Source organism: Gymnodinialimonas mytili (assembly GCF_037544085.1).
GTDB classification, from domain to species: domain Bacteria; phylum Pseudomonadota; class Alphaproteobacteria; order Rhodobacterales; family Rhodobacteraceae; genus Gymnodinialimonas; species Gymnodinialimonas mytili.
This window is the reverse complement of sequence record NZ_JBBIFW010000001.1, coordinates 670537-693301: the sequence shown is the minus strand read 5'-3', so window position 1 is coordinate 693301 and position 22765 is coordinate 670537. Positions and strand designations below refer to the sequence as shown.

The window sequence follows — 22765 nt, the reverse complement described above, 5'->3', positions numbered from 1 at the left end:
GTGCGGCACACGGAGTGGCGGATATGATCGGGGCTTTTCGGCGACGGCTGGCCGGGCTGCGCTGTCCGCGTTGCGGGGCGGGAGATGTCCGGTTTCCAGTCAAACTGTCGACACTGCCCGCGCTGTATCATGCATTTTGGCCGCTGATGCAGGCGCAGAGTGCAAAGGGGTTGGGGTGTCGAGCCTGCGACGCCCGGCTTGTCTGCACCGCACGGCCCAGGATCTTTTGGTTATGGGGCGCGGTCGGTTTGGCCTCGATGGTGGTCTATGTGGCGCTGGTGCCCAATCTGGTGCCATCCGGGGTGTTTTCCGGTCTCGGGTTTTTAGCCGGGCTGATAATTTTCGATCCGCTGATCGCACGCTTTTCGCTGATTTTGGAGACGGTATGAGGCTTTCATCTTCTTTCATGGCTGGCTCCGAAGACGCCCAGGCCAACCGCGCGGCGCATCTGGAGGCGTTGCGCCTGGTGCGCGAGGCCGCCGAGATGGCGGCTGAGGGGGGCGGGGCGCGGTCGCGGGATCGGCATGTCGGCCGCGGCAAGATGTTGCCGCGCGAACGGGTGGCGAATTTGCTCGATCCGGGGTCGCCCTTCCTTGAGGTCGGCGCGACGGCGGGCCATGGCATGTATGGCGGTGCGGCGCCCTGCGGCGGTGTGGTAGCCGGGGTGGGTCGGGTCCATGGGCGCGATGTGATGGTCGTGTGCAACGATGCCACGGTGAAGGGCGGGACTTATTATCCGATCACCGTGAAGAAGCATTTGCGCGCCCAGGAAATCGCGGAAGAGTGTGGATTACCCTGTGTGTATCTTGTGGATAGCGGCGGGGCAAACCTGCCCAACCAAGATGAGGTGTTCCCAGATCGCGACCATTTCGGGCGCATCTTCTACAACCAGGCGCGGATGAGCGCGAAGGGCATCGCGCAGATCGCGGTCGTCATGGGCTCCTGCACGGCGGGGGGCGCCTATGTGCCAGCGATGAGCGATGTGACGATCATCGTGAAAGAACAGGGGACGATCTTTTTGGCAGGCCCGCCTTTGGTGAAGGCCGCGACCGGAGAGGTCGTGACATCCGAAGATCTGGGCGGCGGCGATGTTCACACACGGCTATCGGGTGTGGCGGATTATCTGGCGGAGGACGATGCCCATGCCTTGGCCCTGGCGCGGCGGGCTGTGAGCAACCTTGGCCCGGCGGCTGGAGTGGCGCTGGGCGGGCGGCCACCGGCCTATGATCCGGAAGACCTGCTTGGCGTCGTGCCCGCCGCATTGACCACACCCTATGACATCCGTGAGGTGATCGCGCGGGTGGTCGATGACAGCTATTTCGACGAATTCAAGGCGCGGTTCGGCGAGACGATTGTTTGCGGATTCGCTGAGGTGATGGGCCTGCCCGTGGGCATCATCGCCAATAACGGCGTGCTGTTTTCCGAGGCCGCGCAAAAGGCGGCGCATTTCGTGGAGCTGTGTTCGCAACGGAAGATCCCTTTGGTGTTCTTGCAAAACATCACGGGCTTCATGGTGGGGCGGAAATACGAGAATGAAGGCATCGCGCGGCATGGCGCCAAGATGGTGACGGCGGTTGCGACCACGGCGGTGCCGAAAGTGACGATGCTGGTGGGTGGGTCCTTCGGGGCGGGCAATTACGGGATGGCGGGGCGGGCCTATTCGCCGCGCTTCCTGTGGTCTTGGCCGAATTCGCGGATCAGCGTGATGGGCGGGGCGCAGGCGGCAGGGGTCTTGGCGACGGTCAAGCGGGTCGCAATGGAGAAGGCGGGCGAGGCGTGGAGCGCCGAGGAGGAGGCTGCGTTCAAGCAGCCGACAATCGACATGTTCGAGGAACAATCGCACCCGCTCTATGCCTCGGCGCGGCTCTGGGATGACGGGGTTGTGGATCCGCGGAAGAGCCGCGAGGTTTTGGGCCTGTCGCTGGCGGCGGCGCTGAATACACCGATTGAGGAGACGCGCTTTGGCCTGTTCCGGATGTGACGAGCGGCCCGGCTGGTCCGGCCGCGTCGGACCCCGTGGTCGTGTCAATCGCTTTGAACGCGGATCCGAGACACGCAAGCGGCTTGGGGCAGCACTCGGAAGGCTCGGTTGCGCCATGCGGGGTTGGCGGAGGGCCCGCCCGCCCTCCCCCCTCCGCCAACCCCGCAATTGGTGGGTGTCGGGCGCGGGTGATCCGACCGGGAATTGGGTATTTTGGGCCAGTGGAAGGGGCGCGCTGTGACATCGGATCTTCTGGCGCGGTATCCCGGGGCTCAGACCTACAGGTTTGGCGATAGCGCCAAGCTGTCGGCGGAGTTGCTGGCGCTGGTGCGGGCGGGGCCCAAGCGGGCGACTTGCGCAGCGATGGTCGATGTTCTGTCGGGCGAGGAGACGCTGCCGCAGATTGGCCGTTACGATATCGCGACCACCTTCGATGGGCGGCCCGCTTTGGTGACGCGCACTATGGAGCTGCGCCTGGTGCGGTTTTGCGACATGCCCGAGGATATGGCGCTGGCCGAGGGTGAGAATGACACGCTGGAGGGCTGGCGCGCCGGGCACGAGGGCTATTACCGGCGTTTGGGCATTTTCGACCCGGAGATGGAGCTGATCTGGGAGCGGTTCGAGGTGGTCGAAGATTTGGGGGCGGTTGATGAGTTGGATTAAGGGCCTGAGCGACCGATTGCCCGAGATGTCGTTGCCGACGCTGGGCCGAGAGGCCGAGATTGCGGTCTATCTGATCCACAATTCCGGCGATGCGGAGGATTACTTCTTTCTGTTCGATTTCGAGGAATTCGTGGACCGCTCCAAGGGTGGGATTTTCGTGCGACCGGTTCTGCGGGTCTTGGCGGGGCGGGACGATTTCAACCGGGTCGTCTTTGCGCGGCAATTCCGGGAGGTGTTTGCTCGCGAATTCGACCGGATGCGTGCCGAGCAGGGGGCGAAATCCGGCAAGGGCTGGTTGAGTTTCGGCGGCAACAGCATCGTCGACGTGCTGGGCGGGTTTGTCGCCAACCTGGTGCTCGCTGTGGCACTTTCGATGGGCAAGCAGGTGCTGAGCATGGTGGGGCTGAAGGATCTGTTGCAGGGGAAATCGGCGGAAGCGAAGCTGGCCGATGAAATCGACCGGACCAAGGACAAGGTCGAGGCGGCGCTGGCGGGTTTGGAAGTGCGGTTGCATCCCGAATTGCTGGACCATGCGGAGCGGGTCGGCGGACCCCAGAAGCGCGCCGATCTGGACCGGGATGCGTGGCCCTTGCCGGACTACGTGCGGGCGCATTTGCGGGACGGGGAGAGTGGGTCGTGGTGGTGACCCGCGCGGATATCCCTATGCCATGTCTCGCGGCACTGACGGCAATCGTTATGTGCGCTCCGTCCCACGCGGATGTCTGGTGGCCTGCGCTTGGATGGCAATGCCAGGAAAGGGCGGGTGCCTTGGTGGCCTACGAACTACGCTACGAGGCAAATCGCGATGCGCCGGACAGCGGGGTTGGGTTCTATGTGCCACAGACAGGTGAGTGGGACGCTCCAAGCGAACCTGTACACGTGGCAAGCTGCGTAACCGCCCTTGGACGAACGGCGGAGCTTTCGAGAACCTACCTGAACTCGCCGCGCCCCTCTGATATGTGCGGTGGTTCGCCTTGGTCCGGTTATGAGCTGCGGTTGGATGGAGAGGTCGCCGCGGTCTTTGTTATCGGATGCTTGGGCCGTCCGCTCTTGCGCGTCGATGTGCATGGGGTGGAGCTATGCCACCGTGGCTCCGGAGCGCGGAGTGAGTGTTTGCGCAGAACGGAAGGGATCGTCGAGATGGGCTTGTTTGGCGATCTACATGAGAGGTTGCAATGATGTTCACGAAAATTCTGATCGCGAATAGGGGCGAGATTGCCTGCCGCGTGATTGAGACGGCGCGTGCCTTGGGAGTGCGGACGGTGGCCGTCTACTCCGACGCCGATGCAGGGGCGCGGCATGTGGCGATGGCCGATGAGGCGGTGTATATAGGCGGGCCGAAGCCTGCGGACAGTTACTTGCGCGCCGAGGAGATCATCGCGGCGGCGCAGGCCAAGGGCGCGGAGGCGGTGCATCCAGGCTATGGGTTCCTCAGTGAGAACCCGGAGTTTGTGGAGGCATGCGCGCGCGGGGGGCTCGTGTTTGTCGGGCCATCGGCCAAGGCGATCCGGGCGATGGGGCTGAAGGATGCGGCCAAGGCGCTGATGGAGGAGGCCGGGGTGCCGGTCGTGCCGGGTTATCATGGTGCCGCGCAGGACGGACTCGCCGAACGGGCGGCGGAGATCGGTTATCCGGTTCTGATCAAGGCGGTTGCGGGCGGCGGCGGCAAAGGCATGCGCCGGGTGGACCGGGCTGAGGATTTCGCCGATGCGCTGGCCAGCGCGCGGGGCGAGGCCGCGACAGCCTTCGGCAACGACGCCGTGCTGATCGAAAAGTTCGTCGCCACGCCGCGCCATATCGAAGTGCAGGTCTTTGGCGACGGCACCCATGCAGTGCATCTGTTCGAGCGCGATTGCTCGCTGCAGCGGCGCCACCAGAAAGTGATCGAAGAGGCGCCCGCGCCGGGGATGACGGCGGAGATGCGCGCGGCGATGGGACAGGCGGCGGTGCGCGCCGCAGAAGCCATCGGGTATAAGGGCGCAGGCACGGTGGAGTTCATCGTGGATGCCTCGGATGGCTTACGGCCCGACCGGTTCTATTTCATGGAGATGAACACGCGGCTCCAGGTAGAGCATCCGGTGACCGAGGCGATTACCGGCATCGATCTGGTGGAATGGCAATTGCGGGTCGCCGCGGGAGAGGCGTTGCCATTGCGGCAGGAGGATCTGTCGATCAACGGCCACGCCTTTGAGGCGCGGCTCTATGCCGAGGATGTGCCGAAAGGGTTTTTGCCCGCAACGGGCACGCTCGCTCATCTGAAATTCCCAGACGGGGCGCGGGCTGATACGGGTGTGCGGCCGGGGGATGAGATCAGCCCGTGGTACGATCCGATGATCGCCAAGCTGATTGTCCACGCTCCGACGCGCGAGATTGCCCTGTTAAAGCTGGATCAGGCGCTGGCGGGCACGGAGGTGGCGGGGTCGGTCACCAATCTGGCCTTCCTGCGGGCCTTGGCGCGCCATAATGGCTTTGCTGCTGGGCAATTCGATACCGGCCTGATCGACCGGGACGTGGACGCGTTGTCGGTGCCGCCGACGCCCTGCACCCGTTGCCGGGCGGTTGCGGCGATGGGCGCGATGGGTCTGACGGCCACCGCTGCGGAAGGCTTCAGCCTATGGGGCGCTGCGCCCTATACGGTCCATCTAACCCATGCGGATGAGACAATTGCACAGCGCGTGACGATGATGGGCCCGGGCCATGGGCGGGTGACGCGGGAGGATGGCGGCACCCATGAGGTGCAGATCATCGGTGGGACCTGGCACGTGGATGGCGCGGCGGTTCCTGCAAAGGTGGTCCGGCATGAAGCGGGCTTGTCGGTATTTTGGGGCAACAATTACCATTTTGGCGTGCCGGATCCTCTGGATGTGGCCAGCGATGTCGGCGCTTTGGCGGGCCGGATCGAGGCGCCGATGCCGGGTCTGGTGAAGGCCATTTTTGTGGAAGCGGGCGCCAAGGTGGCCGCCGGGGACCGTTTGGCCGTGTTGGAAGCGATGAAGATGGAGCATGCCTTGACCGCCGGGCGGGACGGGATTGTGGCCGATGTCTTGTGCAGCGCAGGCGCACAGGTCGATGCGGGCGCGACGCTGATTGTTCTGGAGGAGGACACGTGATGGCCAATCCAATTCGGCTGCATCACGTGCCGTGGGGACGCTCTTTCCGGGTCCTATGGATGCTGCAAGAGATGGGGATCACCCCCGAGATCACGCGCTATAAGATTGGCGACAAGGCGATGCGACAGCCCGGTCTGACCGATCTGTCCCCTGCCGGGCGCATCCCGGCGCTTGAGATCGACGGGATCACGATTTTCGAGAGCGCGGCGATCCTGCAATATCTCTGCGAGAGCCGCCCGGACCATGGGTTCGGGCGCGCGCCGGGCGATGGCGAGCGCGTGTGCTATCTGGAGGCGTTGGGATTTGCCGAGACGATGGCCTCGCTGATCGAGCAGCTCAACCTGAACCATCTGTTTCTGCGCCCGCCCGCCCGACCCTCGGCGGCGGTGGTGAAGCTGAACACCCTACGCCTGGGCGCGACGCTGGGCGCGTTGGAGCGGATGATCCGGGGGGATTACCTGCTGCCCTCGGGGTTTTCGGCGGCGGATATGATGCTGGGCTTTAACCTGTTCGCGGCGCCGTTCTACGTGCGAATGGACGCGTTTCCGGCTGTGAACGCCTATTGGGCGCGGCTGCAGAAGCGGCCCGGATTTCAGGCCGCAGCCGCCATTGAAGGGCCGCAGGAATTCTACGCGAAAGACTTCTACGAGGTGCCCAGTGAGTAGGTTTGCCTCCGGCGGGGGTATTTGGCGCCAATGGAAGGGGGGCGCGCGCGATGGGTGAGACGGTTGAGATCTTTGAGGTCGGTCCGCGCGACGGCTTGCAGAACGAGGCGCGCGCGATCCCGACGGCGGAGAAGATTGCGCTGGTCGACTGCCTGTCGCGGGCGGGGTTTCGGCGGATTGAGGTGGCGTCTTTTGTGAGCCCGAAATGGGTGCCGCAGATGGCCGACGGAGCCGAGGTGTTGGCGGGGATCACGCGGGTGCCGGGTGTGCGCTACGCGGCGCTGACCCCGAATATGCGCGGCTATGCGAGGGCTAGAGCGGCGCGTGCCGATGAGATCGCTATTTTCGCCAGCGCCTCCGAGGGGTTTTCGAAGGCCAATCTGAATGCCTCGATTGATGAGAGTCTGGTGCGGTTTGCTGACGTGGCCGAGGCTGCGCGCGGGGATGGGGTGCCTGTGCGGGGCTATGTTTCTTGCGTGACGGATTGTCCGTTTGATGGGGCGGTGGTGCCTGCGGATGTGGCGCGTGTGGTCCGCGCGTTGGTGGACATGGGCTGCCATGAGATCAGCCTGGGCGACACGATTGGGCGCGGGCGCCCGGAGGCCGTGGATGCGATGCTGGCCGCGGTGTTGAATGTCGCCGAGAGCGACATCTTGGCCGGGCATTTCCACGATACGAGCGGGCGCGCTTTGGCGAATGTGGACGTGGCGCTGGCGCGCGGCCTGCGGATTTTTGACGGGGCCGTGGGCGGTTTGGGCGGCTGTCCCTATGCGCCGGGCGCGGCGGGCAATCTGGCGACCGAAGCCCTTGCCGCGCATTTGACCGCGCGGGGCTTTGAGACGGGGCTGGATGTGGCGGTGGTGGCCGAGGCCGCCGAGATGGCGCGGGCCATGCGAGGGGCAAAAGATGCAGACGCTTGAGCAAGAGATCGACGCGCGCGGTGTAGCAACGCTGCGGCTGAACCGGCCCCAGGCCCATAACGCGATGGATGCGGTGATGATCGCTGAGTTGCGGCAGGCGGTCGAGGATCTGGGCGCCGATCCTGCGGTGCGGGTGGTGGTGCTGACGGGCGCCGGTGAGAGCTTTTGCGCCGGCGGTGATCTGGGCTGGATGCAGGATCAGATGGCCTCCGATGCCGCGACGCGGGCAGCCGGGGCGCGGGCGCTGGCCGAGATGCTGGGTGCGCTCGACGCGATGCCAAAACCGCTGATCGGGCGGATCAATGGCCAGGCCTATGGCGGCGGGATCGGCCTGATGTCGGTCTGCGATGTGGCGATTGCACTGGACAATGCGCGGTTTGGACTGACCGAGGTGCGGCTGGGCCTGATCCCGGCGACGATCGGGCCTTATGTAATCGCGCGGATGGGGGCGGCGCGCGCCCGGCGGGTGTTCTTCTCAGGGCGATTGTTCGGGGCGGAAGAGGCGGTCGCCCTGGGGCTTTTGGCGCGGGTGGTCAGCGCCGATGATCTGGACGTGGCCATCGCACGCGAGGTCGCCGCTTATCTGGCTGCGGCGCCGGGGGCGGTGGCCGCGGGCAAGGCGTTGGTCGCGGAGCTGGGCGGCAGCACCCGTGCCGCAGATGTCGAGGCGAGCATCCAGGCGCTGGTGACCCGCTGGGAGGGCGATGAAGCCGCCGAGGGGATCGCGGCGTTTTTCGAAAAGCGCAAACCGGCCTGGCGCGCCGACTGATCCCGGCGGGCTTTACAGATCGCCAGACGATCCGCCATCCTTTCCGCTGACATATAGTGTGCGGAGACGCCGCGCCGTTTGGGAGGATGATATGGCGATCTATGACAGTCCGTTTGGGCAAATCGATGTGCCCGAAATGTCGATCACCGAGTTGTTGTTTCAGGGGCTTGAGGCGCGCGGGGACAAGCCCGCGATCATTGATGGCCCGTCCGGGCGGACATTGAGCGCGACAGAGGTTGCGACCGCGATCAAACGCCTGGCCGGTGGTCTGACCGAACGGGGCATCTTGCCGGGCGGCACCGTGGCGATCCTGGCGCCCAATATCCCGGATTATCCCATCGTGTTCCACGGCGTGGCCTGGGGTGGCGGCACGGTCACGACGATCAACCCGACCTACACGGCACCGGAAGTGGCGCATCAACTGACGGATTCCGGCGCCACGATGCTGGTGACCCTGTCGATGTTCGCCGATCTCGCCCGGACCGCGATGGAGGGCACGGCCTGCCGGGATCTGGTGGTGATCGACGGCAATGGGGACGGGGCTTTGACGCTTGAGGCGCTGATGGGCGCACCGCTGGAGGCGCAGGCGCCGGTGGATCTGGCTGAGGATGTGTTGGTGCTGCCCTATTCCTCGGGCACGACCGGGCGGCCCAAAGGGGTGATGCTGACCCATCGCAACCTGGTGGCGAACGTCTTGCAGACCGGCGCCGTGTCCACAATCCGGCCCGATGACACGGCCATCGCCTTTCTGCCGTTCTTCCATATCTACGGCATGACGGTTCTGATGAACCTGTTTCTCTATGAACAGGCGCAGTTGATCACGATGCCGCGCTTTGATCTTGAGATGTATCTGACGTTGATCCAGCAGCACCGCGCGACGCATCTTTATATCGTGCCTCCGGTCGCCCTGGCTTTGGCCAAACATCCGATGGTCGATCAGTTCGACGTGTCCTCCGTTGAAGAGATATTCTCCGGCGCGGCCCCGCTGGGCGCCGAGATCGAGGCGGCGGTCGGCACGCGGTTCAATGCGGTCTCGGTCCAGGGCTATGGCATGACGGAGATGAGCCCGGTCAGCCATCTGACCACGCGCAGCAATCTGCGCCACGGCTCCAGCGGCCAGACGGCGCCGTCGACCCAGTGCCGCATCGTGGATCCCGAAACGTTCGAGGATTTGCCCACTGGGATGGAGGGCGAATTATGGGTGCGTGGCCCGCAGATCATGAAGGGCTATCTCAACAACGATCAGGCCACCGCCGAGACGATTGTGGAGGGTGGCTGGCTGCGCACCGGCGATCTGGCTGAGATCGACGAGGATGGCTTCATGTTCATCCGCGACCGGTTGAAAGAGCTGATCAAGTACAAGGGCTTTCAGGTCGCTCCGGCAGAGGTCGAGGCGGCACTATGTGGTCACGAGGCGATTGCCGATGCGGCCGTGATCGGGCGCCACGATGCCGAGGCCGGAGAGGTGCCGATTGCGTTCGTGGTCGCCTCTGTCGATGTGACGGAGGCCGCGTTGCGGGCCCATTGCGAGGCGTGCCTGGCCCATTACAAACATCCGGTCGAGTATCGATTTGTCGAGGCGGTGCCAAAGTCGGCCAGTGGCAAGATCCTGCGCCGGGAATTGCGGGACACTTTGGCGGGGTAGGACAGACCCTTCGCGACAAAAAAACGCCCCCCGGAACACGGATCCGAGGGGCGTTTTTGTTTGCGTATGCCGCGTTACTGCGCGGGTGTGCCGTCCAACCCTTCGGCTGGGCCAGCGCCCTCGACCTCATCATGGGTGGTGGCGACGCCCGCTTTCTCGCGCCGTGCGTCATTGGCGATGGCTTTGATCAGCGCCACACATTGCAGCAGCATCACCACCGAGAAGGGCAGCGCGCCGATCACCATGGCGGTCTGGATCGCTTTGAGCCCGCCTGCCGGATCTTCTGGAGTGGCCCCCGCAATCAGTAGACCCGCCACAACCGCGCCCAGGGCAACACCCCAGAAGTAGATATGCGGCTTGGCCTTGGGTCCTTCATCACCGGCTGCGTTGATCGTGTTCACGATCAGAACCGCCGAATCCGCCGTGGTGACCAGATAGGTCATCAGCAGGACCACGATGATCACCGACATGATCCAGCCCAGATTTGCCCCCAGCATATGGATCACCATGGCGAAGATCTTGTCGCCATCGGGGGCGCCCAGGATCGCACCGGCCGCGTCGCCGTTCAGCTCCAGGTCGATGGCGGTGCCGCCGGCCCATGTGAACCAGACAAAGCACATCAGCGACGGCACCAGGATCGCACCCACGACGAATTCGCGGATGGTCCGGCCCTTGGAGATGCGTGCCAGGAACAGGCCCACGAAGGGCGCAAACGCGATCCACCAGGCCCAGTAGAACACCGACCAGCCGCCCTGCCAGCCTTCGAGCTGTGCCGCGACCGAACCGTCGACACCGTCCGACCGCCACACGGTGAACAGGGTTTGCGGCAGGCTGATGATATAATCCCAGATGCCCAGAACCAGCGATTGCAGGCCGAAGAACGTCGCTCCGAAGATCAGGAAGAAGGCCAGCAAGAAGATCGACAGACCCATATTCAAGTTCGACAGCCATTTGATGCCTTTGCCCACGCCCGACAATGCCGAGGCGGTGGAGGCTGCCATGATTACCAGGATCGCCACGATCACACCGGTGGTGTTCGCGGTGCCAGCTTCGTTGGTCAGCCCGCCAATTCCGATCCGCGTCAGACCGGCGACGAATTGCTCAACACCGAAGCCGAGCGTCTGTGCCACGCCCAGAATGGTCGCAACCACAGCCACGATATCAATGACATTGCCCAAAGTGCCCGAAAGCGCCTTGCCGAACAGCGGTGTCAGCGAGGAGCGCATCGTCAGCGGCAGGCCGCGGCGATAGCAGAAAAAGCCCAAGGATAGGCCCGCGATCGCATAACAGGCCCACGCCCCCAGACCCCAATGCACGAAGGACCATTTATAGGCGTTGCGGATGTTTTCTTGGCTCGACCCCTCGGCCAGACCCATGATCACTTCGGGGTTGTTTTGGAAGTGGTAGACCGGCTCGGCCACCGCCCAGGTCAACATCCCCACGCCGATCCCGGCGCCGAACATCATCGAGAACCACGAGAAGTTGGAGAATTCCGGCTTGTCGCTATCCAGGCCCAGCTTCAGGCGACCCGCCGCGGGCCACAGCGCCAGCGCGAAACAGATCAGGATGAACGCCGTCACCAGGTAAATGTACCAATAGGCGGTGTTGGCGAGGATGAAGCTGTTGATGCTGTTCAGGATTGCACCCGCCGTTGCGGGAAACACGATCGCCCAGATCACCAGAGCCGCGATAATGAATTTCGAGATCACCGCGACGCTTGTGCTGAACCCCGAATAAAAACCTTTGTCTGCCGTCTTGATTGGCAGATCCATGAGAGGTGGATCGAGTGCCATATCTTTCTCCCTTGAGTTGTTGTTACCGGTATCAATGCACAACAGGGTTGGTTCGGGAAGGAAAAGTTACATTTTGGTAACAATTCTTTCACTGTTGGACTTATGCGTGCCGCAAATTTGCGCGCGCAGCTTTGCCGCAGTGTCTGGGCGTTGACCGGCCCAGGCGGCTTGCGTAAACCGCTGCTGGACGACCAAAGGACGATCTATGTCTGAGCTTCTTTCGAATTACGCACCGATCCTTATTTTCCTGGCCTTGGCGATTGGCCTGGGATTGGTGCTGATCCTGGCTGCGGTGGTTTTGGCCGTGCGCAACCCCGATCCCGAGAAGGTCTCGGCCTATGAATGCGGGTTCAACGCCTTCGATGACGCGCGGATGAAATTCGACGTGCGCTTCTACCTGGTCTCGATCCTGTTCATCATCTTCGATCTCGAAATCGCATTCCTGTTTCCTTGGGCCGTCGCGTTCCCGGGCCTGAGCGATGTGGCCTTCTGGTCGATGATGGTGTTCCTGGCCGTCCTAACGGTCGGTTTCGCCTATGAATGGAAGAAAGGCGCGCTCGAATGGGAATAGATGCGCCGAATGTCGCGTCTGGCCCGAGTGCCGTTAAGATTTAGTCGTGATCGGTTTCGGACGCAGTGATGGCTGAAACGTCATCGACGGCGATCTTCCGGTTATGAAATACGGCTTTTGATATCCATTTGACGTCAACCAATCTCGAAACCTGTCAGTCTCGGTCGGACAAAGACGTGGCAAAGCGTCGGCTTGATGCCATGCGCTGCGATGTCAGGTGCGACAAGGATACCCGGTGGCAATTGGGCCGCCCACGTTGACCGCCGGGGCCTGCGGTCGTATCTGATCATCAAAGGACCAAAAGGGTGAGCCACAATGGGTGTAGCGACCAACCCCAACCATGCCGGAGTTGACCTGGAGGTCGGCACCGCCGAGCTGAACCGCGAATTGCAGGACAAGGGCTTCCTCGTCACGTCGACGGAAGACATCATCAATTGGGCGCGCACGGGCTCGTTGCATTGGATGACCTTCGGCCTGGCCTGCTGCGCGGTTGAGATGATGCACACCTCCATGCCGCGCTATGATGCCGAACGCTTCGGAATCGCACCGCGCGCCAGCCCACGCCAATCGGATGTGATGATCGTGGCGGGCACGCTGACCAACAAAATGGCCCCGGCGCTCCGCAAGGTCTACGATCAGATGCCAGAGCCGCGCTACGTGATTTCGATGGGATCCTGCGCCAATGGCGGCGGTTACTACCATTACAGCTATAGCGTCGTGCGTGGCTGCGACCGGATCGTGCCCGTGGACATCTATGTGCCCGGCTGCCCGCCGACAGCCGAAGCGCTGCTTTACGGTATTCTTCAGTTGCAGCGTAAGATCCGCCGCACCGGCACGATTGTCCGTTGAGGGGAGCGATCTGATGACCCAAGCCCTGCAAGAGCTTGCCGATTACCTGTCCGAGAAACGTGCCGATGACGTGATCTCCACCGCGATCAATGCGGTCGGTGAATTGTCGGTCGAGGTCGCGCCCGCAGAGATCGCGGGCTTTGTCGAGTTTCTGAAAACCGACCGGACCTGCCGCTTTTCGACCCTGACTGACATAACGGCCGTCGATTACCCGACCCGCGACCGCCGCTTCGATGTCGTCTATCATTTCCTCAGCATGTATCAGAACCACCGCATCCGCCTGCGCGTGGCGATCCGCGAGGATGAAACGCTGCCGTCGATCAGCGGCATCCACTCCTCGGCGGGCTGGTACGAGCGCGAGATCTACGACATGTTCGGCATCCTGTTCACCGGCCATGCCGATCTGCGGCGTATCCTGACCGATTACGGGTTCCGCGGGCATCCGTTGCGCAAGGATTTCCCGACCACGGGCTATACCGAGGTTCGGTATGATGAAGAGTTGAAGCGCGTTGTCTATGAGCCGGTGAAACTGGTCCAGGAATACCGCCAATTCGATTTCATGTCGCCCTGGGAAGGTGCGGAATATGTGTTGCCTGGCGACGAAAAGGCGGAGGAAAAGGCATGAGCACCCCGCAAACCGGCACCTGCTTGTGCGGGGCCTGCACCTTCACCGCGGTTCCGATGGACAATGCGGGCGCGTGCCATTGCGGGATGTGCCGTAAATGGTCGGGCGGTATGTATCTGTCGGTGTCCTGCGAAGATGTGAAGATCGCCGAGGGCGCGCCGATTGGCATCTATCGCGGCAGCCCCTGGGGCGAGCGTGTGTTTTGCCGGGAATGCGGCGCCTCGCTGATGTGGCGGTCTCAGGACGGGGCACATAACAACGTGTCAATTCAAGCCTTTGAGGATCCCAGCCAGTTCGAGCTGGAGATGCAGCTGTTCATCGACAAGAAGCCCGCCAATTACGCGCTGACCAATCAGACGAAGACGATGACGGAAGCCGATGTGTTCGCCCTCTATGCCCCGCAGGACGACGCGCAATGAGCGATCTTGGTCCTTCTGCCGGTATCTCTCGCGCCGGGCCTTCGGGCACTGCGAAGGGATAGGCTGTGGCGGGGTCACCGATCATCATGCTGGGTGTTGGGGCCACCAAGGCCGGGACAAGTTGGCTTCACCGCTATCTGTCCAGCCATCCAGATTGCCATTTCCGCTTGATGAAGGAATTGCACTATTTCAATTCCATCGATTTTGGCCGGGTCGATCGGCGCATAGATGAATTGACGGCTGAGATCGACAGCATCGAGGCGCGGATGTCGCGCGAGGCGCCCACAGCTCAGATGATCACGCGCCAAACCGACCGCGCGGATCTGCGCCAGCTTTTGATGCGGGGCGACGATGCGGAAGGGTATCTGGCCTATCTGCGCGAAGGGGCGGGCGAGGCGCCTGTCGTGGGCGAGGTGACGCCTGCCTATGCCCTGCTGTCATGGCCGCGCCTGCGCGCGATGGCACAGATGGCCGCGGATGTGCGGTTCGTGTATCTTATCCGCGATCCCGTGGCTCGGTTGTGGAGCCATGTGCGTATGATCGCAACGCGCCGCGGCGACGGTCTGACGCCCGACCCCCGGCGGGCTGCGCGGATCCTCAAGCGCGTTTTGCGTGGCGACGAACAGGAAATCGCGCGCCGGGGGGATTATCGCGCGGCCCTGGAAAAGCTGTCGAAGGCCGTCGACCCGAAAAAGCTATGTGTGATCGCCTTCGAAGATCTTGTTTCGGGGCGGGATATCGACCGGCTGTGTCGGTTTCTGGGTCTGAAGCCTCACGCGCCTGACCTAAGGCCGGTCAATGCCGGTGACGACATGACGATGACATCCGAGCAACGGCACGATGCGCGCCGCTGGCTTGACGACCAATATGAATTTGTTGCCGATTGGCTGGGGCGGCGCCCTACCGGTTGGGCATATGAGCTTGCAGAGGAAAGCGACTGATGGACGGCGATATTCGCACGAACACCTATGACGACGGCTCGACCGACGCGCAAACCGGCGAGCAGCAGATCCGCAACTTCAACCTGAATTTCGGGCCTCAGCACCCGGCGGCCCACGGCGTGTTGCGCCTGGTGCTGGAGCTGGACGGCGAGATTTGTGAACGCTGCGATCCGCATATCGGTCTGCTGCACCGCGGCACCGAAAAGCTGATGGAAAGCCGGACCTACCTGCAGAACCTGCCCTATTTCGACCGTCTGGATTACGTGGGGACGATGAACCAGGAACATGCCTGGTGCCTGGCCATCGAGAAGCTGACCGAGACCGAAGTGCCGCGCCGGGCGCAGTTGATCCGGGTTCTGTATTGCGAGATCGGGCGCATCCTGAACCACCTGCTGAACGTCACGACGCAGGCGTTGGATGTCGGTGCGCTGACCCCGCCGCTCTGGGGGTTCGAGGAGCGCGAAAAGCTGATGATCTTCTACGAGCGGGCCTCGGGCGCGCGTCTGCATGCGGCCTATTTCCGGCCCGGCGGCGTGCATCAGGATCTGCCGCCCGAGCTGATCGATGATATTGATGAATGGGCGGATAATTTCCCCAAGGCGCTGGATGATATCGACACGCTGCTGACGGAAAACCGCATCTTCAAACAGCGCAATGCGGATATCGGGATCGTCACCGAGGAGGACATCCAGGATTGGGCGTTCTCGGGTGTGATGGTGCGCGGATCGGGCTTTGCCTGGGATCTGCGCCGCGCGCAGCCCTATGAATGCTACGATGAGTTCGAGTTCCAGATCCCCGTCGGCAAAAACGGCGATTGTTATGATCGCTATCTCTGCCGCATGGCCGAGATGCGCGAGAGCCGCAAGATCATCAAACAGGCCTGCGAAAAGCTGCGGATGCCGGAAAACCAGGGCGATATCATGGCGCGCGGCAAGATGACCCCGCCGACGCGCGGCGACATGAAGACCTCCATGGAGGCGCTGATCCACCACTTCAAACTTTACACCGAAGGCTTCCACGTGCCCGAGGGTGAGGTTTATGCCGCCGTCGAAGCCCCGAAGGGCGAGTTTGGCGTGTATCTGGTCGCCGACGGCACCAACAAACCGTACCGTGCGAAGTTGCGCGCACCCGGCTTCCCGCATCTGCAAGCGATGGATTACCTGTGCAAGGGCCACCAATTGGCCGATGTGTCGGCGATCTTGGGCTCACTCGACATCGTGTTCGGGGAAGTGGATCGGTGAAGCCTTCGGCTGTGGCGTTGGCCCGTGCCGGTTCCGATCAGCATTTGCATCGGTCCGCGCGGGGCTCGGATCCACGCGCAGGCATGGCGAAACACCGTCGAAGGGGCATTTTTGCGGGGCGCCCGTCCCGGTTGTCTACCCTCATCGCCTGTTTGACGATCTGCCCTGCGGCGACGGCTCAAATCGCGGCAGCCCCCACGCCCATCGGCCATCCCGGCCATGACATCGCGCAGGTGATTGCGCAGGCGGGATGCGTTCTGACCGAGGACAACACCAATCTGCTGCTGTTCGAGGCTGGCATTCAGCCCGATGACTTTCCGCCCATGCTGGTGGCCCTGATCCAGGATGGGATCATCCGCCCCACCGGCAATGGCACGCTGACCCTGGTCAATTGGGGCCCGTGCACCGGCGGCGATCTGCCTGCTCCGACAGAATAGGTTACGGATTCCCTCCGTTGTGGCTCGGCCACATCGCAAGGCATGCTGATCTCACAGCGACGTGAGCGTCGTGTGAGCATGCCCCGGTCGACACCCCTTCGGAACCCCGTCGCCCTTTGCGGATATGCCACGAAATCGAATGATATTCGCCTGGCGGAAAGAAGGGGTCCAGTCGGGCGAGGGCGCCTTTCCTCAGTAGAATGGGGAAAGGCGCTCGCATCTGTGACCGAGTGATTTCTAGACATGATCCCGACTTGCTGGCAGCCTGAGCATCAGGGGGTGCCATGCGCGGATCGATTGCGATTGTCTTGTGTCTGTGCGGCGCGTTCATCCCCGATCCCACCGGGGCGGTTCCGAAATGGGAGCAGGACGGCGCGGCGTCGCTGGTCGATCGCATCGAGGCCTTGAGCGAGGCCGATATCACCCGGATCTTCAACGAGGCCTTTGCACAGATCGGCTGTGTTTTGCCCTCGGATCTGACCGATGTCTTTGAATACTATCTCGTGGGTCGCGTCATGGCACATCTTGGCGCACCGGTTGAGCCGCACTGGGCCCAGGCGGGCTATTTTGGCGCGCGACATCCGCGCCAGCCCCTCGACCACATCAACGGAGAGGCGATTCGCGCCGCGGCAATCAGCATCCAGGGTCGGCTCTACGAGGATATCCTCTCGGGCCGCCTGGGCCTGCGCAACGGCGTGTTCCAGATGCCCGATTGCATGCCGCAAGGAACGATCTTTACCCTTGCGCCCTATGATCGGGATTGACCCCAGTCCGGCTTTGGCATGAGTGCGGCACCCCGCGCATGGACATCGCCGGGCTTTTGCGCGAAACCCATGCCGACCTAACGACCGCCAGGGACGACCGACATGCTGCGACGCCTGCACCCCGAGCAACCCGATAGCTTTGCCTTCACACCAGACAACCAGGCGTGGGCCGAAGCGCAGATCACGAAATACCCCGAGGGCCGCGAGGCCAGCGCGATCATCCCGCTGTTATGGCGGGCGCAGGAACAGGAAGGTTGGCTGAGCCGCCCGGCGATTGAGGCTGTGGCCGATATGCTGAACCTCGCCCATATCCGCGCGCTTGAGGTGGCGACATTCTACTTCATGTTTCAGCTCCAGCCCGTGGGGTCGGTTGCGCATATCCAGATCTGCGGGACGCTGTCCTGCATGATCTGCGGCGCCGAAGATCTGGTTGCCGTCGCCAAGGACAAGATCGCCTCCAAGGCCCATCAGCTCAGCGCCGATGGCAAGTTCAGCTGGGAAGAGGTCGAATGCCTTGGCGCCTGTTCGAACGCCCCGATGGCGCAGATCGGCAAGGATTACTACGAAGATCTCACCGCCGAGAGCTTTGCCGGTCTGATTGACGCGATGGCAGCGGGCGAGGTGCCGACGCCTGGCCCCCAGAACAATCGCTATGCCTCGGAACCGGCGGGTGGTCTGACCTCGTTGAAAGCGCATGAGGCAGACCGGGATGATCTGAACATCTCGGCACGTCTGGCCACGGATATCGGCGATACGATCAAGCGGATCGACGGGACCGAAGTACCGCTTCTAGCGCCTTGGGGGCGCCAATCGGGTAACGGCGTGCCACAGGAACCCGCGCGCCCCGTCCCCGCCAACCGCGCCAAGACCACGGCCGATGCCACAGGCGTCACCAAGGCCGAGGCGAAGGCGGTCTCCAAGGCCAAGCCGCCGTCAAAGGCCGACCCGGTCGCGGCGGATGCGGTCGAAGAGAGCGAGCCCGAATTGCTGAGCCAGGCCCGCGAGGGCGGTGCCGACGATCTCAAGAAGATCGCCGGTGTCGGCCCGAAGCTGGAAGGCGTTTTGAACGATCTGGGCTTTTACCATTTCGACCAGATCGCCGCCTGGGGCCCCGCCGAGATCGCCTGGGTCGATGCGCGCCTGACCTTCAAAGGCCGGATCGAGCGGGACAATTGGATCGACCAGGCCAAGGCGCTGTCCGAAGGCTGACGCCCGAAAAAACCGTTATCGGCGCGAAAGTTGCCGTCTGTCTCGACGTGCGACATTTTAGCATATGAGTAGAAGACAGACGCGTTTTCCTGCGCTAACCTCCGACCCGACGGAGAAATGAAGCGGAGTTTGGGGGGTTATCGATATGGATAGATCCGGCGGGATAGAATGTGTTGCCTGGACCTGGGGCATCGCGACGCTGGTCGGTGTGTTCGTCGCAGCGGCTTTGTGGGTCTTGGGCGGGTGGAGTTTCATGCAGGGCGCCTTCATGGGGGTGCTGGCGTTGCTGACCCTGGGCGCGATCCTGACGATCACGGTGTGTCGCGCGCCACCACCGCCCATCACGCAACCGGGCACGCAAACGGCAGCGGCTCCAACAGCCTCGGCCCCCGCCGCGGCTGCCCCGGCCCCGGCGCCCGAACCGGAGGCTGCCCCTGAACCCGCGCCGGAACCCAGACCCGCGCCGGAACCCGAAGCCGTTGCCGAACCGGATCCCATTCCAGAGCCTGAGCCCGCACCGGCGCCTGCCTCGGCCGATCTGGGAGAAGGGACACGCCCCGAAGCCCTGGATGGGCCGCGGGAGGGCGGCGCCGATGATCTCAAGCAGATCAAAGGGGTGGGTCCGAAGCTGGAAAAACTGTGTAACAGCCTCGGCTTCTACCATTTCGACCAGATCGCGAATTGGACCGCCGATGAAGTCGCCTGGGTCGATCAGAACCTGCAGGGCTTCAAGGGCCGCGTCTCGCGCGATGAATGGGTGTCTCAAGCGCGCCTTCTGGCCGCAGGGGGGGAGACCGAATTTTCAAAGAAAGTTCAGGACGGTGATGTATATTAAGTCCTGAGCCGAGCAACGGATCAGAGTCTACATGATGCAAACACTGAACGATATGTGGCTGCGCGGCCAAGCGGCGCAGCACTCCATTCTCCAACTGGCGACGTATAACGCCGCCTTCGTCGGTACCGCTGGAATGCAGGTCATGCGTGCCGGATGGACCGGGCCACAGACCTTCTGGGCCGCGATGGCTCGGGCGACCGCACAATCGGCGCCCGCGCCAAGCGCAGCGCCCAAGCGGCAGCCCGCCGCTGCCAAGCCCAAGACCAAGGCCGTGCCGGTCAAGGCCGCGCCCGCCTCGGTGGTCGAAGCCAAGCCAGCCAACACCCCCGCCCCCTCTGCGTCCAAGAAGAAGCCCGCAAAGGCGGTGGTGAAAGCGCCTATCACGCCCGACGATCTGACCCAGTTGAAAGGCGTTGGCGCCACCCTGGCGATTGCGCTGAACAAGGCGGGGATTGAAACCTTCGCCCAGCTTTCCAAGCTGACGCCAAAGCGGATCGACAAGCTGGATGAAAGCCAGAAGGGCTTCAAGATGATCGCGGCGCGCTACAAATTGGTGGATCAGGCGAAGGCGTTGGCGAAGTAATATCGTGCCCGCGCGCCGCCCCATCCCAGACCAGGACCGCAGACGGGTGCATCAGATCCGCAGGGCCGCCATTGTGATGGCCTGCGCCATGGTGCTTTGGGTCGGCGGGCAGATTGCAGGCGGCCTGTTGGGGTGGCCCGTCCGTGTGATCTTCCTATTCGACCTTGCGGCGATTGCGGCACTGGTCTGGGCCCTTGTGGTGACGTATTGGGTGTGGAAAGAGCGAAAGCAAAGCGAGCCGCGTGGATAGACCCCGCGCGAGGATCAAGGATCAAAAGCCATGTTGCAGGATAAAGACCGGATCTTCACCAACATCTATGGGATGCATGACCGGACGCTTGCAGGCGCCCAGTCCCGCGGCCATTGGGACGGCACGAAGGATCTGATCGGCCTGGGCCGTGACAGGATCGTTGAGATCATGAAGGCCTCGGGTCTGCGTGGGCGCGGCGGGGCGGGGTTCCCGACCGGTCTGAAATGGTCGTTCATGCCCAAGGAGAGCGACGGGCGCCCGGCCTATCTGGTGGTCAATGCCGACGAATCCGAGCCCGGCACCTGCAAAGACCGTGAGATCATGCGCAATGATCCCCACACGCTCATCGAAGGCTGCCTGATCGCCAGTTTCGCGATGAATGCGCATGCCTGCTACATCTATATCCGCGGCGAATATATCCGAGAGCGCGAAGCGCTTCAGGCCGCCATTGATGAGGCTTACGAGGCCGGGTTGCTGGGCAAGAACGCCGCCAAATCCGGCTGGGATTTCGACCTCTACCTGCACCATGGCGCGGGCGCGTATATTTGCGGTGAGGAAACGGCGCTTCTGGAAAGCCTGGAGGGCCGCAAGGGCATGCCCCGGATGAAGCCGCCCTTCCCGGCAGGGGCGGGCCTTTATGGCTGCCCGACCACCGTGAACAATGTCGAATCGATTGCCGTGGTGCCCACGATCCTGCGCCGCGGCGCGGAATGGTTCGCCGGTTTCGGGCGCCCCAACAATGCGGGTACCAAACTGTTCGCCATCTCGGGCCATGTGAACCAGCCCTGCGTGGTGGAAGAGGCGATGTCGATCACCTTTGAAGAACTGATCGAAACCCATTGCGGTGGCATTCGCGGCGGGTGGGATAACCTCAAGGCGGTGATCCCGGGCGGATCGTCTGTTCCCTGCGTGCGCGGTGAGAACATGAAAGATGCCATCATGGATTTCGATTACCTGCGCAACGAGCTGGGCTCAGGCCTGGGCACGGCAGCGGTGATCGTGATGGATCAGTCGACCGATATCATCAAGGCGATCTGGCGGCTGAGCGCGTTCTACAAGCACGAAAGCTGCGGCCAGTGCACGCCGTGCCGCGAAGGCACCGGCTGGATGATGCGGGTGATGGACCGCCTGGTGCGCGGCGAGGCGCAGGTCGAGGAGATCGACATGCTGTTCGACGTGACCAAACAGGTCGAAGGCCACACGATCTGCGCGCTCGGCGATGCGGCGGCCTGGCCGATCCAGGGCCTGATCCGCCATTTCCGCGACGAGATCGAGGATCGCATCCGCATCCGCCGCGACGGCACCGTCCAGGTTGCGGCGGAGTAGTCGAAATTCTTCGTCTACTGGGTCTTAAATGCCCTTCATGCGGGCATATTCCATACTTCGGCACGTTGATGAATTGCCGGCGCTGCGGGTATGATCCGTTGGCGTTTTCGGCCGATCCAAAGCGCTGGATATGGTTCGTAGTCGCCTTGATCTGTATCGTTGTGGTTGCCGTCAGTCTGAGCGATTAGAGGAAAATGCACCTCGCTGAATTCAACATCGGTATCCTGAAATATGATTGGGACGATCCGCGCGTCGCGGATTTTGCCGACAATCTGGATCGGGTCTTTGCCCTGGCCGAACGCTCCCCCGGCTATGTCTGGCAGATGGGGGAGGATGAGATGGACGCCGCACAGCTTGAACCGGGCGGCGTGTTGGGCGGCAATCCCCGGACGGCCTCGACCCTGTCGGTGTGGGAGAGCCTTACCGCGCTGGAGCATTTCGTTTGGCGTACCGTTCATAAGCGATTCTATGATCGACGGGCCGAATGGTACGATCCTGCGGATCAGCCGACCCGGCTTGTCATGTGGTGGGTGGATGCGGACCACCGGCCAACAATCGCCGAAGCCGCCGCACGGCTTGCCAAGCTGACGCGCGATGGCGACACTGACGACGCGTTTGGGTGGGACTATGCGCGGCGGCGTTGGGCGAAGGATGGAACAGATGTGTCACGGGGCGATGGACCCAAAACTGTTGATGCGGGAAGCTGAGGCGCGGATGTCGGCGGTGATCCAGTCCGTGGATACAATAGATAGCAACACAGAGATCCCGCCTGAATTGATGGGCGGTGTACGCGGGATCTGGGCGCGCTTGACCCGACGGTTTGCCTTTGCACATCACTAGGTCAGCCTTGCTTCTGGCGATGCTCGCGGGCTGCGTTTCACCCGATGCCGAGCCAGAATTCTCCGTCACAGAATCGGCCTTTGGAGCAGGTGCCGCGACGGCCCCGGTGATCCTGGTTGCGCGGCCCCATGATCCGCTGACGCGGGAGGATTGGGCGATCTCGGAGCAAGCTGCACGGGATTATTGCGCAGAGCGCGGTTTGGCCTTCGATCTGCAACCGGCCTCTGACCGTTACACGCAAGTCAGCTACGAGGACGGCGAATGGTCGTTTGTGGCAGCCTGTCTTCCCGCCGTCTGACACCTTGAACACCGGCAGTTTGGTGCACATC

Annotated in this window: 25 protein-coding genes; 24 read left to right on the top strand and 1 reads right to left on the bottom strand. The window is 62.9% G+C overall.

Going from position 1 to position 22765, the window contains the following annotated elements:
• Positions 1 to 23: 23 nt before the first annotated feature.
• The 9 genes from V8J82_RS03405 (at position 24) to V8J82_RS03365 (ending at position 9753) form a co-directional block, all read left to right on the top strand.
• On the top strand, positions 24 to 389 hold the full coding sequence (locus tag V8J82_RS03405; RefSeq protein ID WP_339972168.1) for a hypothetical protein: 366 nt from the start codon (positions 24 to 26) through the stop codon (positions 387 to 389).
• Positions 386 to 1981: a carboxyl transferase domain-containing protein gene (locus tag V8J82_RS03400; protein ID WP_339972166.1), complete on the top strand. Its 1596-nt coding sequence runs from the start codon at positions 386 to 388 to the stop codon at positions 1979 to 1981. Before V8J82_RS03405 ends, V8J82_RS03400 begins: the two co-directional genes overlap by 4 nt.
• Before the next feature lie 237 nt (positions 1982 to 2218).
• Complete coding sequence (locus tag V8J82_RS03395) at positions 2219 to 2644, top strand: ASCH domain-containing protein (RefSeq protein WP_339972164.1); 426 nt, start codon at positions 2219 to 2221, stop codon at positions 2642 to 2644.
• Positions 2631 to 3290 carry a hypothetical protein gene (locus V8J82_RS03390; protein ID WP_339972162.1) on the top strand — a complete coding sequence of 220 codons (660 nt, stop codon included), beginning with the start codon at positions 2631 to 2633 and terminating at the stop codon, positions 3288 to 3290. Before V8J82_RS03395 ends, V8J82_RS03390 begins: the two co-directional genes overlap by 14 nt.
• A gap of 532 nt (positions 3291 to 3822) precedes the next feature.
• Entirely contained in the window at positions 3823 to 5754 is a 1932-nt protein-coding gene (locus tag V8J82_RS03385) for an ATP-binding protein (protein WP_339972160.1), read from the top strand.
• Complete coding sequence (locus tag V8J82_RS03380) at positions 5754 to 6419, top strand: glutathione S-transferase family protein (protein ID WP_339972157.1); 666 nt, start codon at positions 5754 to 5756, stop codon at positions 6417 to 6419. Before V8J82_RS03385 ends, V8J82_RS03380 begins: the two co-directional genes overlap by 1 nt.
• 50 nt (positions 6420 to 6469) lie before the next feature.
• Positions 6470 to 7339, top strand: coding sequence for a hydroxymethylglutaryl-CoA lyase (locus V8J82_RS03375; protein ID WP_339972155.1), 870 nt, complete (start codon positions 6470 to 6472; stop codon positions 7337 to 7339).
• The gene (locus V8J82_RS03370) at positions 7326 to 8108 is read left to right on the top strand and encodes a crotonase/enoyl-CoA hydratase family protein (protein WP_339972153.1); all 783 of its coding nucleotides are present in this window, start codon (positions 7326 to 7328) and stop codon (positions 8106 to 8108) included. Before V8J82_RS03375 ends, V8J82_RS03370 begins: the two co-directional genes overlap by 14 nt.
• A gap of 91 nt (positions 8109 to 8199) precedes the next feature.
• On the top strand, positions 8200 to 9753 hold the full coding sequence (locus tag V8J82_RS03365; protein WP_339972151.1) for an AMP-binding protein: 1554 nt from the start codon (positions 8200 to 8202) through the stop codon (positions 9751 to 9753).
• Between the two features lie 74 nt (positions 9754 to 9827).
• On the opposite strand, the gene V8J82_RS03360 is transcribed toward V8J82_RS03365, so the two are convergent.
• Entirely contained in the window at positions 9828 to 11546 is a 1719-nt protein-coding gene (locus V8J82_RS03360; RefSeq protein WP_339972149.1) for a BCCT family transporter, read from the bottom strand.
• Positions 11547 to 11751: 205 nt separating this feature from the next.
• Between V8J82_RS03360 and V8J82_RS03355 the strand changes: the two genes are divergently transcribed.
• The 15 genes from V8J82_RS03355 (at position 11752) to V8J82_RS03285 (ending at position 22734) form a co-directional block, all read left to right on the top strand.
• On the top strand, positions 11752 to 12117 hold the full coding sequence (locus tag V8J82_RS03355; protein ID WP_339972146.1) for an NADH-quinone oxidoreductase subunit A: 366 nt from the start codon (positions 11752 to 11754) through the stop codon (positions 12115 to 12117).
• Positions 12118 to 12432: 315 nt separating this feature from the next.
• Positions 12433 to 12966 (top strand): NuoB/complex I 20 kDa subunit family protein, encoded by a 534-nt coding sequence (locus V8J82_RS03350; RefSeq protein ID WP_339972144.1) that lies wholly within the window; start codon positions 12433 to 12435, stop codon positions 12964 to 12966.
• A 13-nt stretch (positions 12967 to 12979) separates the two neighbouring features.
• Entirely contained in the window at positions 12980 to 13591 is a 612-nt protein-coding gene (locus V8J82_RS03345; RefSeq protein ID WP_339972142.1) for an NADH-quinone oxidoreductase subunit C, read from the top strand.
• The gene (locus V8J82_RS03340; RefSeq protein WP_339972140.1) at positions 13588 to 14010 is read left to right on the top strand and encodes a GFA family protein; all 423 of its coding nucleotides are present in this window, start codon (positions 13588 to 13590) and stop codon (positions 14008 to 14010) included. The genes V8J82_RS03345 and V8J82_RS03340 overlap by 4 nt, the downstream gene beginning before the upstream one ends.
• 65 nt (positions 14011 to 14075) lie before the next feature.
• Positions 14076 to 14951, top strand: a complete 876-nt coding sequence (locus V8J82_RS03335; protein WP_339972138.1) for a sulfotransferase family protein — start codon at positions 14076 to 14078, stop codon at positions 14949 to 14951.
• Entirely contained in the window at positions 14951 to 16192 is a 1242-nt protein-coding gene (locus V8J82_RS03330; protein WP_439650028.1) for an NADH-quinone oxidoreductase subunit D, read from the top strand. Before V8J82_RS03335 ends, V8J82_RS03330 begins: the two co-directional genes overlap by 1 nt.
• A 131-nt stretch (positions 16193 to 16323) precedes the next feature.
• Complete coding sequence (locus V8J82_RS03325; RefSeq protein ID WP_339972136.1) at positions 16324 to 16629, top strand: hypothetical protein; 306 nt, start codon at positions 16324 to 16326, stop codon at positions 16627 to 16629.
• Between the two features lie 284 nt (positions 16630 to 16913).
• A complete protein-coding gene (locus tag V8J82_RS03320; RefSeq protein WP_339972134.1) occupies positions 16914 to 17393 on the top strand; it encodes a hypothetical protein in 480 nt (159 codons plus the stop codon).
• Positions 17394 to 17495: 102 nt separating this feature from the next.
• Complete coding sequence (locus V8J82_RS03315; protein WP_339972132.1) at positions 17496 to 18602, top strand: NADH-quinone oxidoreductase subunit E; 1107 nt, start codon at positions 17496 to 17498, stop codon at positions 18600 to 18602.
• 145 nt (positions 18603 to 18747) lie between these two features.
• The gene (locus V8J82_RS03310; protein ID WP_339972130.1) at positions 18748 to 19437 is read left to right on the top strand and encodes a helix-hairpin-helix domain-containing protein; all 690 of its coding nucleotides are present in this window, start codon (positions 18748 to 18750) and stop codon (positions 19435 to 19437) included.
• 34 nt (positions 19438 to 19471) lie between these two features.
• Positions 19472 to 20020 (top strand): helix-hairpin-helix domain-containing protein, encoded by a 549-nt coding sequence (locus V8J82_RS03305; protein WP_339972128.1) that lies wholly within the window; start codon positions 19472 to 19474, stop codon positions 20018 to 20020.
• A 4-nt stretch (positions 20021 to 20024) separates the two neighbouring features.
• A complete protein-coding gene (locus V8J82_RS03300; RefSeq protein ID WP_339972126.1) occupies positions 20025 to 20270 on the top strand; it encodes a DUF5337 domain-containing protein in 246 nt (81 codons plus the stop codon).
• Positions 20271 to 20300: 30 nt separating this feature from the next.
• Positions 20301 to 21596 (top strand): NADH-quinone oxidoreductase subunit NuoF, encoded by a 1296-nt coding sequence (gene nuoF / locus V8J82_RS03295; protein ID WP_339972124.1) that lies wholly within the window; start codon positions 20301 to 20303, stop codon positions 21594 to 21596.
• Between the two features lie 194 nt (positions 21597 to 21790).
• Complete coding sequence (locus tag V8J82_RS03290) at positions 21791 to 22303, top strand: DUF3291 domain-containing protein (protein WP_339972122.1); 513 nt, start codon at positions 21791 to 21793, stop codon at positions 22301 to 22303.
• Between the two features lie 119 nt (positions 22304 to 22422).
• Positions 22423 to 22734: a hypothetical protein gene (locus V8J82_RS03285; RefSeq protein WP_339972120.1), complete on the top strand. Its 312-nt coding sequence runs from the start codon at positions 22423 to 22425 to the stop codon at positions 22732 to 22734.
• Positions 22735 to 22765: the final 31 nt, after the last annotated feature.

What these genes read in the sequence shown, in the direction of transcription:
- V8J82_RS03355 (WP_339972146.1), top strand. Translation starts at nt 11,752, where the DNA reads ATGTCTGAGCTTCTTTCGAATTACGCACCGATCCTTATTTTCCTGGCC.
- V8J82_RS03310 (WP_339972130.1), top strand. Translation starts at nt 18,748, where the DNA reads ATGGATAGATCCGGCGGGATAGAATGTGTTGCCTGGACCTGGGGCATC.
- V8J82_RS03405 (WP_339972168.1), top strand. Translation starts at nt 24, where the DNA reads ATGATCGGGGCTTTTCGGCGACGGCTGGCCGGGCTGCGCTGTCCGCGT.
- V8J82_RS03370 (WP_339972153.1), top strand. Translation starts at nt 7,326, where the DNA reads ATGCAGACGCTTGAGCAAGAGATCGACGCGCGCGGTGTAGCAACGCTG.
- V8J82_RS03360 (WP_339972149.1), bottom strand. Translation starts at nt 11,546, where the DNA reads ATGGCACTCGATCCACCTCTCATGGATCTGCCAATCAAGACGGCAGAC.
- V8J82_RS03330 (WP_439650028.1), top strand. Translation starts at nt 14,951, where the DNA reads ATGGACGGCGATATTCGCACGAACACCTATGACGACGGCTCGACCGAC.
- V8J82_RS03365 (WP_339972151.1), top strand. Translation starts at nt 8,200, where the DNA reads ATGGCGATCTATGACAGTCCGTTTGGGCAAATCGATGTGCCCGAAATG.
- V8J82_RS03375 (WP_339972155.1), top strand. Translation starts at nt 6,470, where the DNA reads ATGGGTGAGACGGTTGAGATCTTTGAGGTCGGTCCGCGCGACGGCTTG.
- V8J82_RS03350 (WP_339972144.1), top strand. Translation starts at nt 12,433, where the DNA reads ATGGGTGTAGCGACCAACCCCAACCATGCCGGAGTTGACCTGGAGGTC.
- V8J82_RS03385 (WP_339972160.1), top strand. Translation starts at nt 3,823, where the DNA reads ATGTTCACGAAAATTCTGATCGCGAATAGGGGCGAGATTGCCTGCCGC.
- V8J82_RS03315 (WP_339972132.1), top strand. Translation starts at nt 17,496, where the DNA reads ATGCTGCGACGCCTGCACCCCGAGCAACCCGATAGCTTTGCCTTCACA.
- V8J82_RS03380 (WP_339972157.1), top strand. Translation starts at nt 5,754, where the DNA reads ATGGCCAATCCAATTCGGCTGCATCACGTGCCGTGGGGACGCTCTTTC.
- V8J82_RS03340 (WP_339972140.1), top strand. Translation starts at nt 13,588, where the DNA reads ATGAGCACCCCGCAAACCGGCACCTGCTTGTGCGGGGCCTGCACCTTC.
- V8J82_RS03390 (WP_339972162.1), top strand. Translation starts at nt 2,631, where the DNA reads ATGAGTTGGATTAAGGGCCTGAGCGACCGATTGCCCGAGATGTCGTTG.
- V8J82_RS03320 (WP_339972134.1), top strand. Translation starts at nt 16,914, where the DNA reads ATGCGCGGATCGATTGCGATTGTCTTGTGTCTGTGCGGCGCGTTCATC.
- V8J82_RS03345 (WP_339972142.1), top strand. Translation starts at nt 12,980, where the DNA reads ATGACCCAAGCCCTGCAAGAGCTTGCCGATTACCTGTCCGAGAAACGT.
- nuoF (WP_339972124.1), top strand. Translation starts at nt 20,301, where the DNA reads ATGTTGCAGGATAAAGACCGGATCTTCACCAACATCTATGGGATGCAT.
- V8J82_RS03290 (WP_339972122.1), top strand. Translation starts at nt 21,791, where the DNA reads ATGCACCTCGCTGAATTCAACATCGGTATCCTGAAATATGATTGGGAC.
- V8J82_RS03305 (WP_339972128.1), top strand. Translation starts at nt 19,472, where the DNA reads ATGCAAACACTGAACGATATGTGGCTGCGCGGCCAAGCGGCGCAGCAC.
- V8J82_RS03400 (WP_339972166.1), top strand. Translation starts at nt 386, where the DNA reads ATGAGGCTTTCATCTTCTTTCATGGCTGGCTCCGAAGACGCCCAGGCC.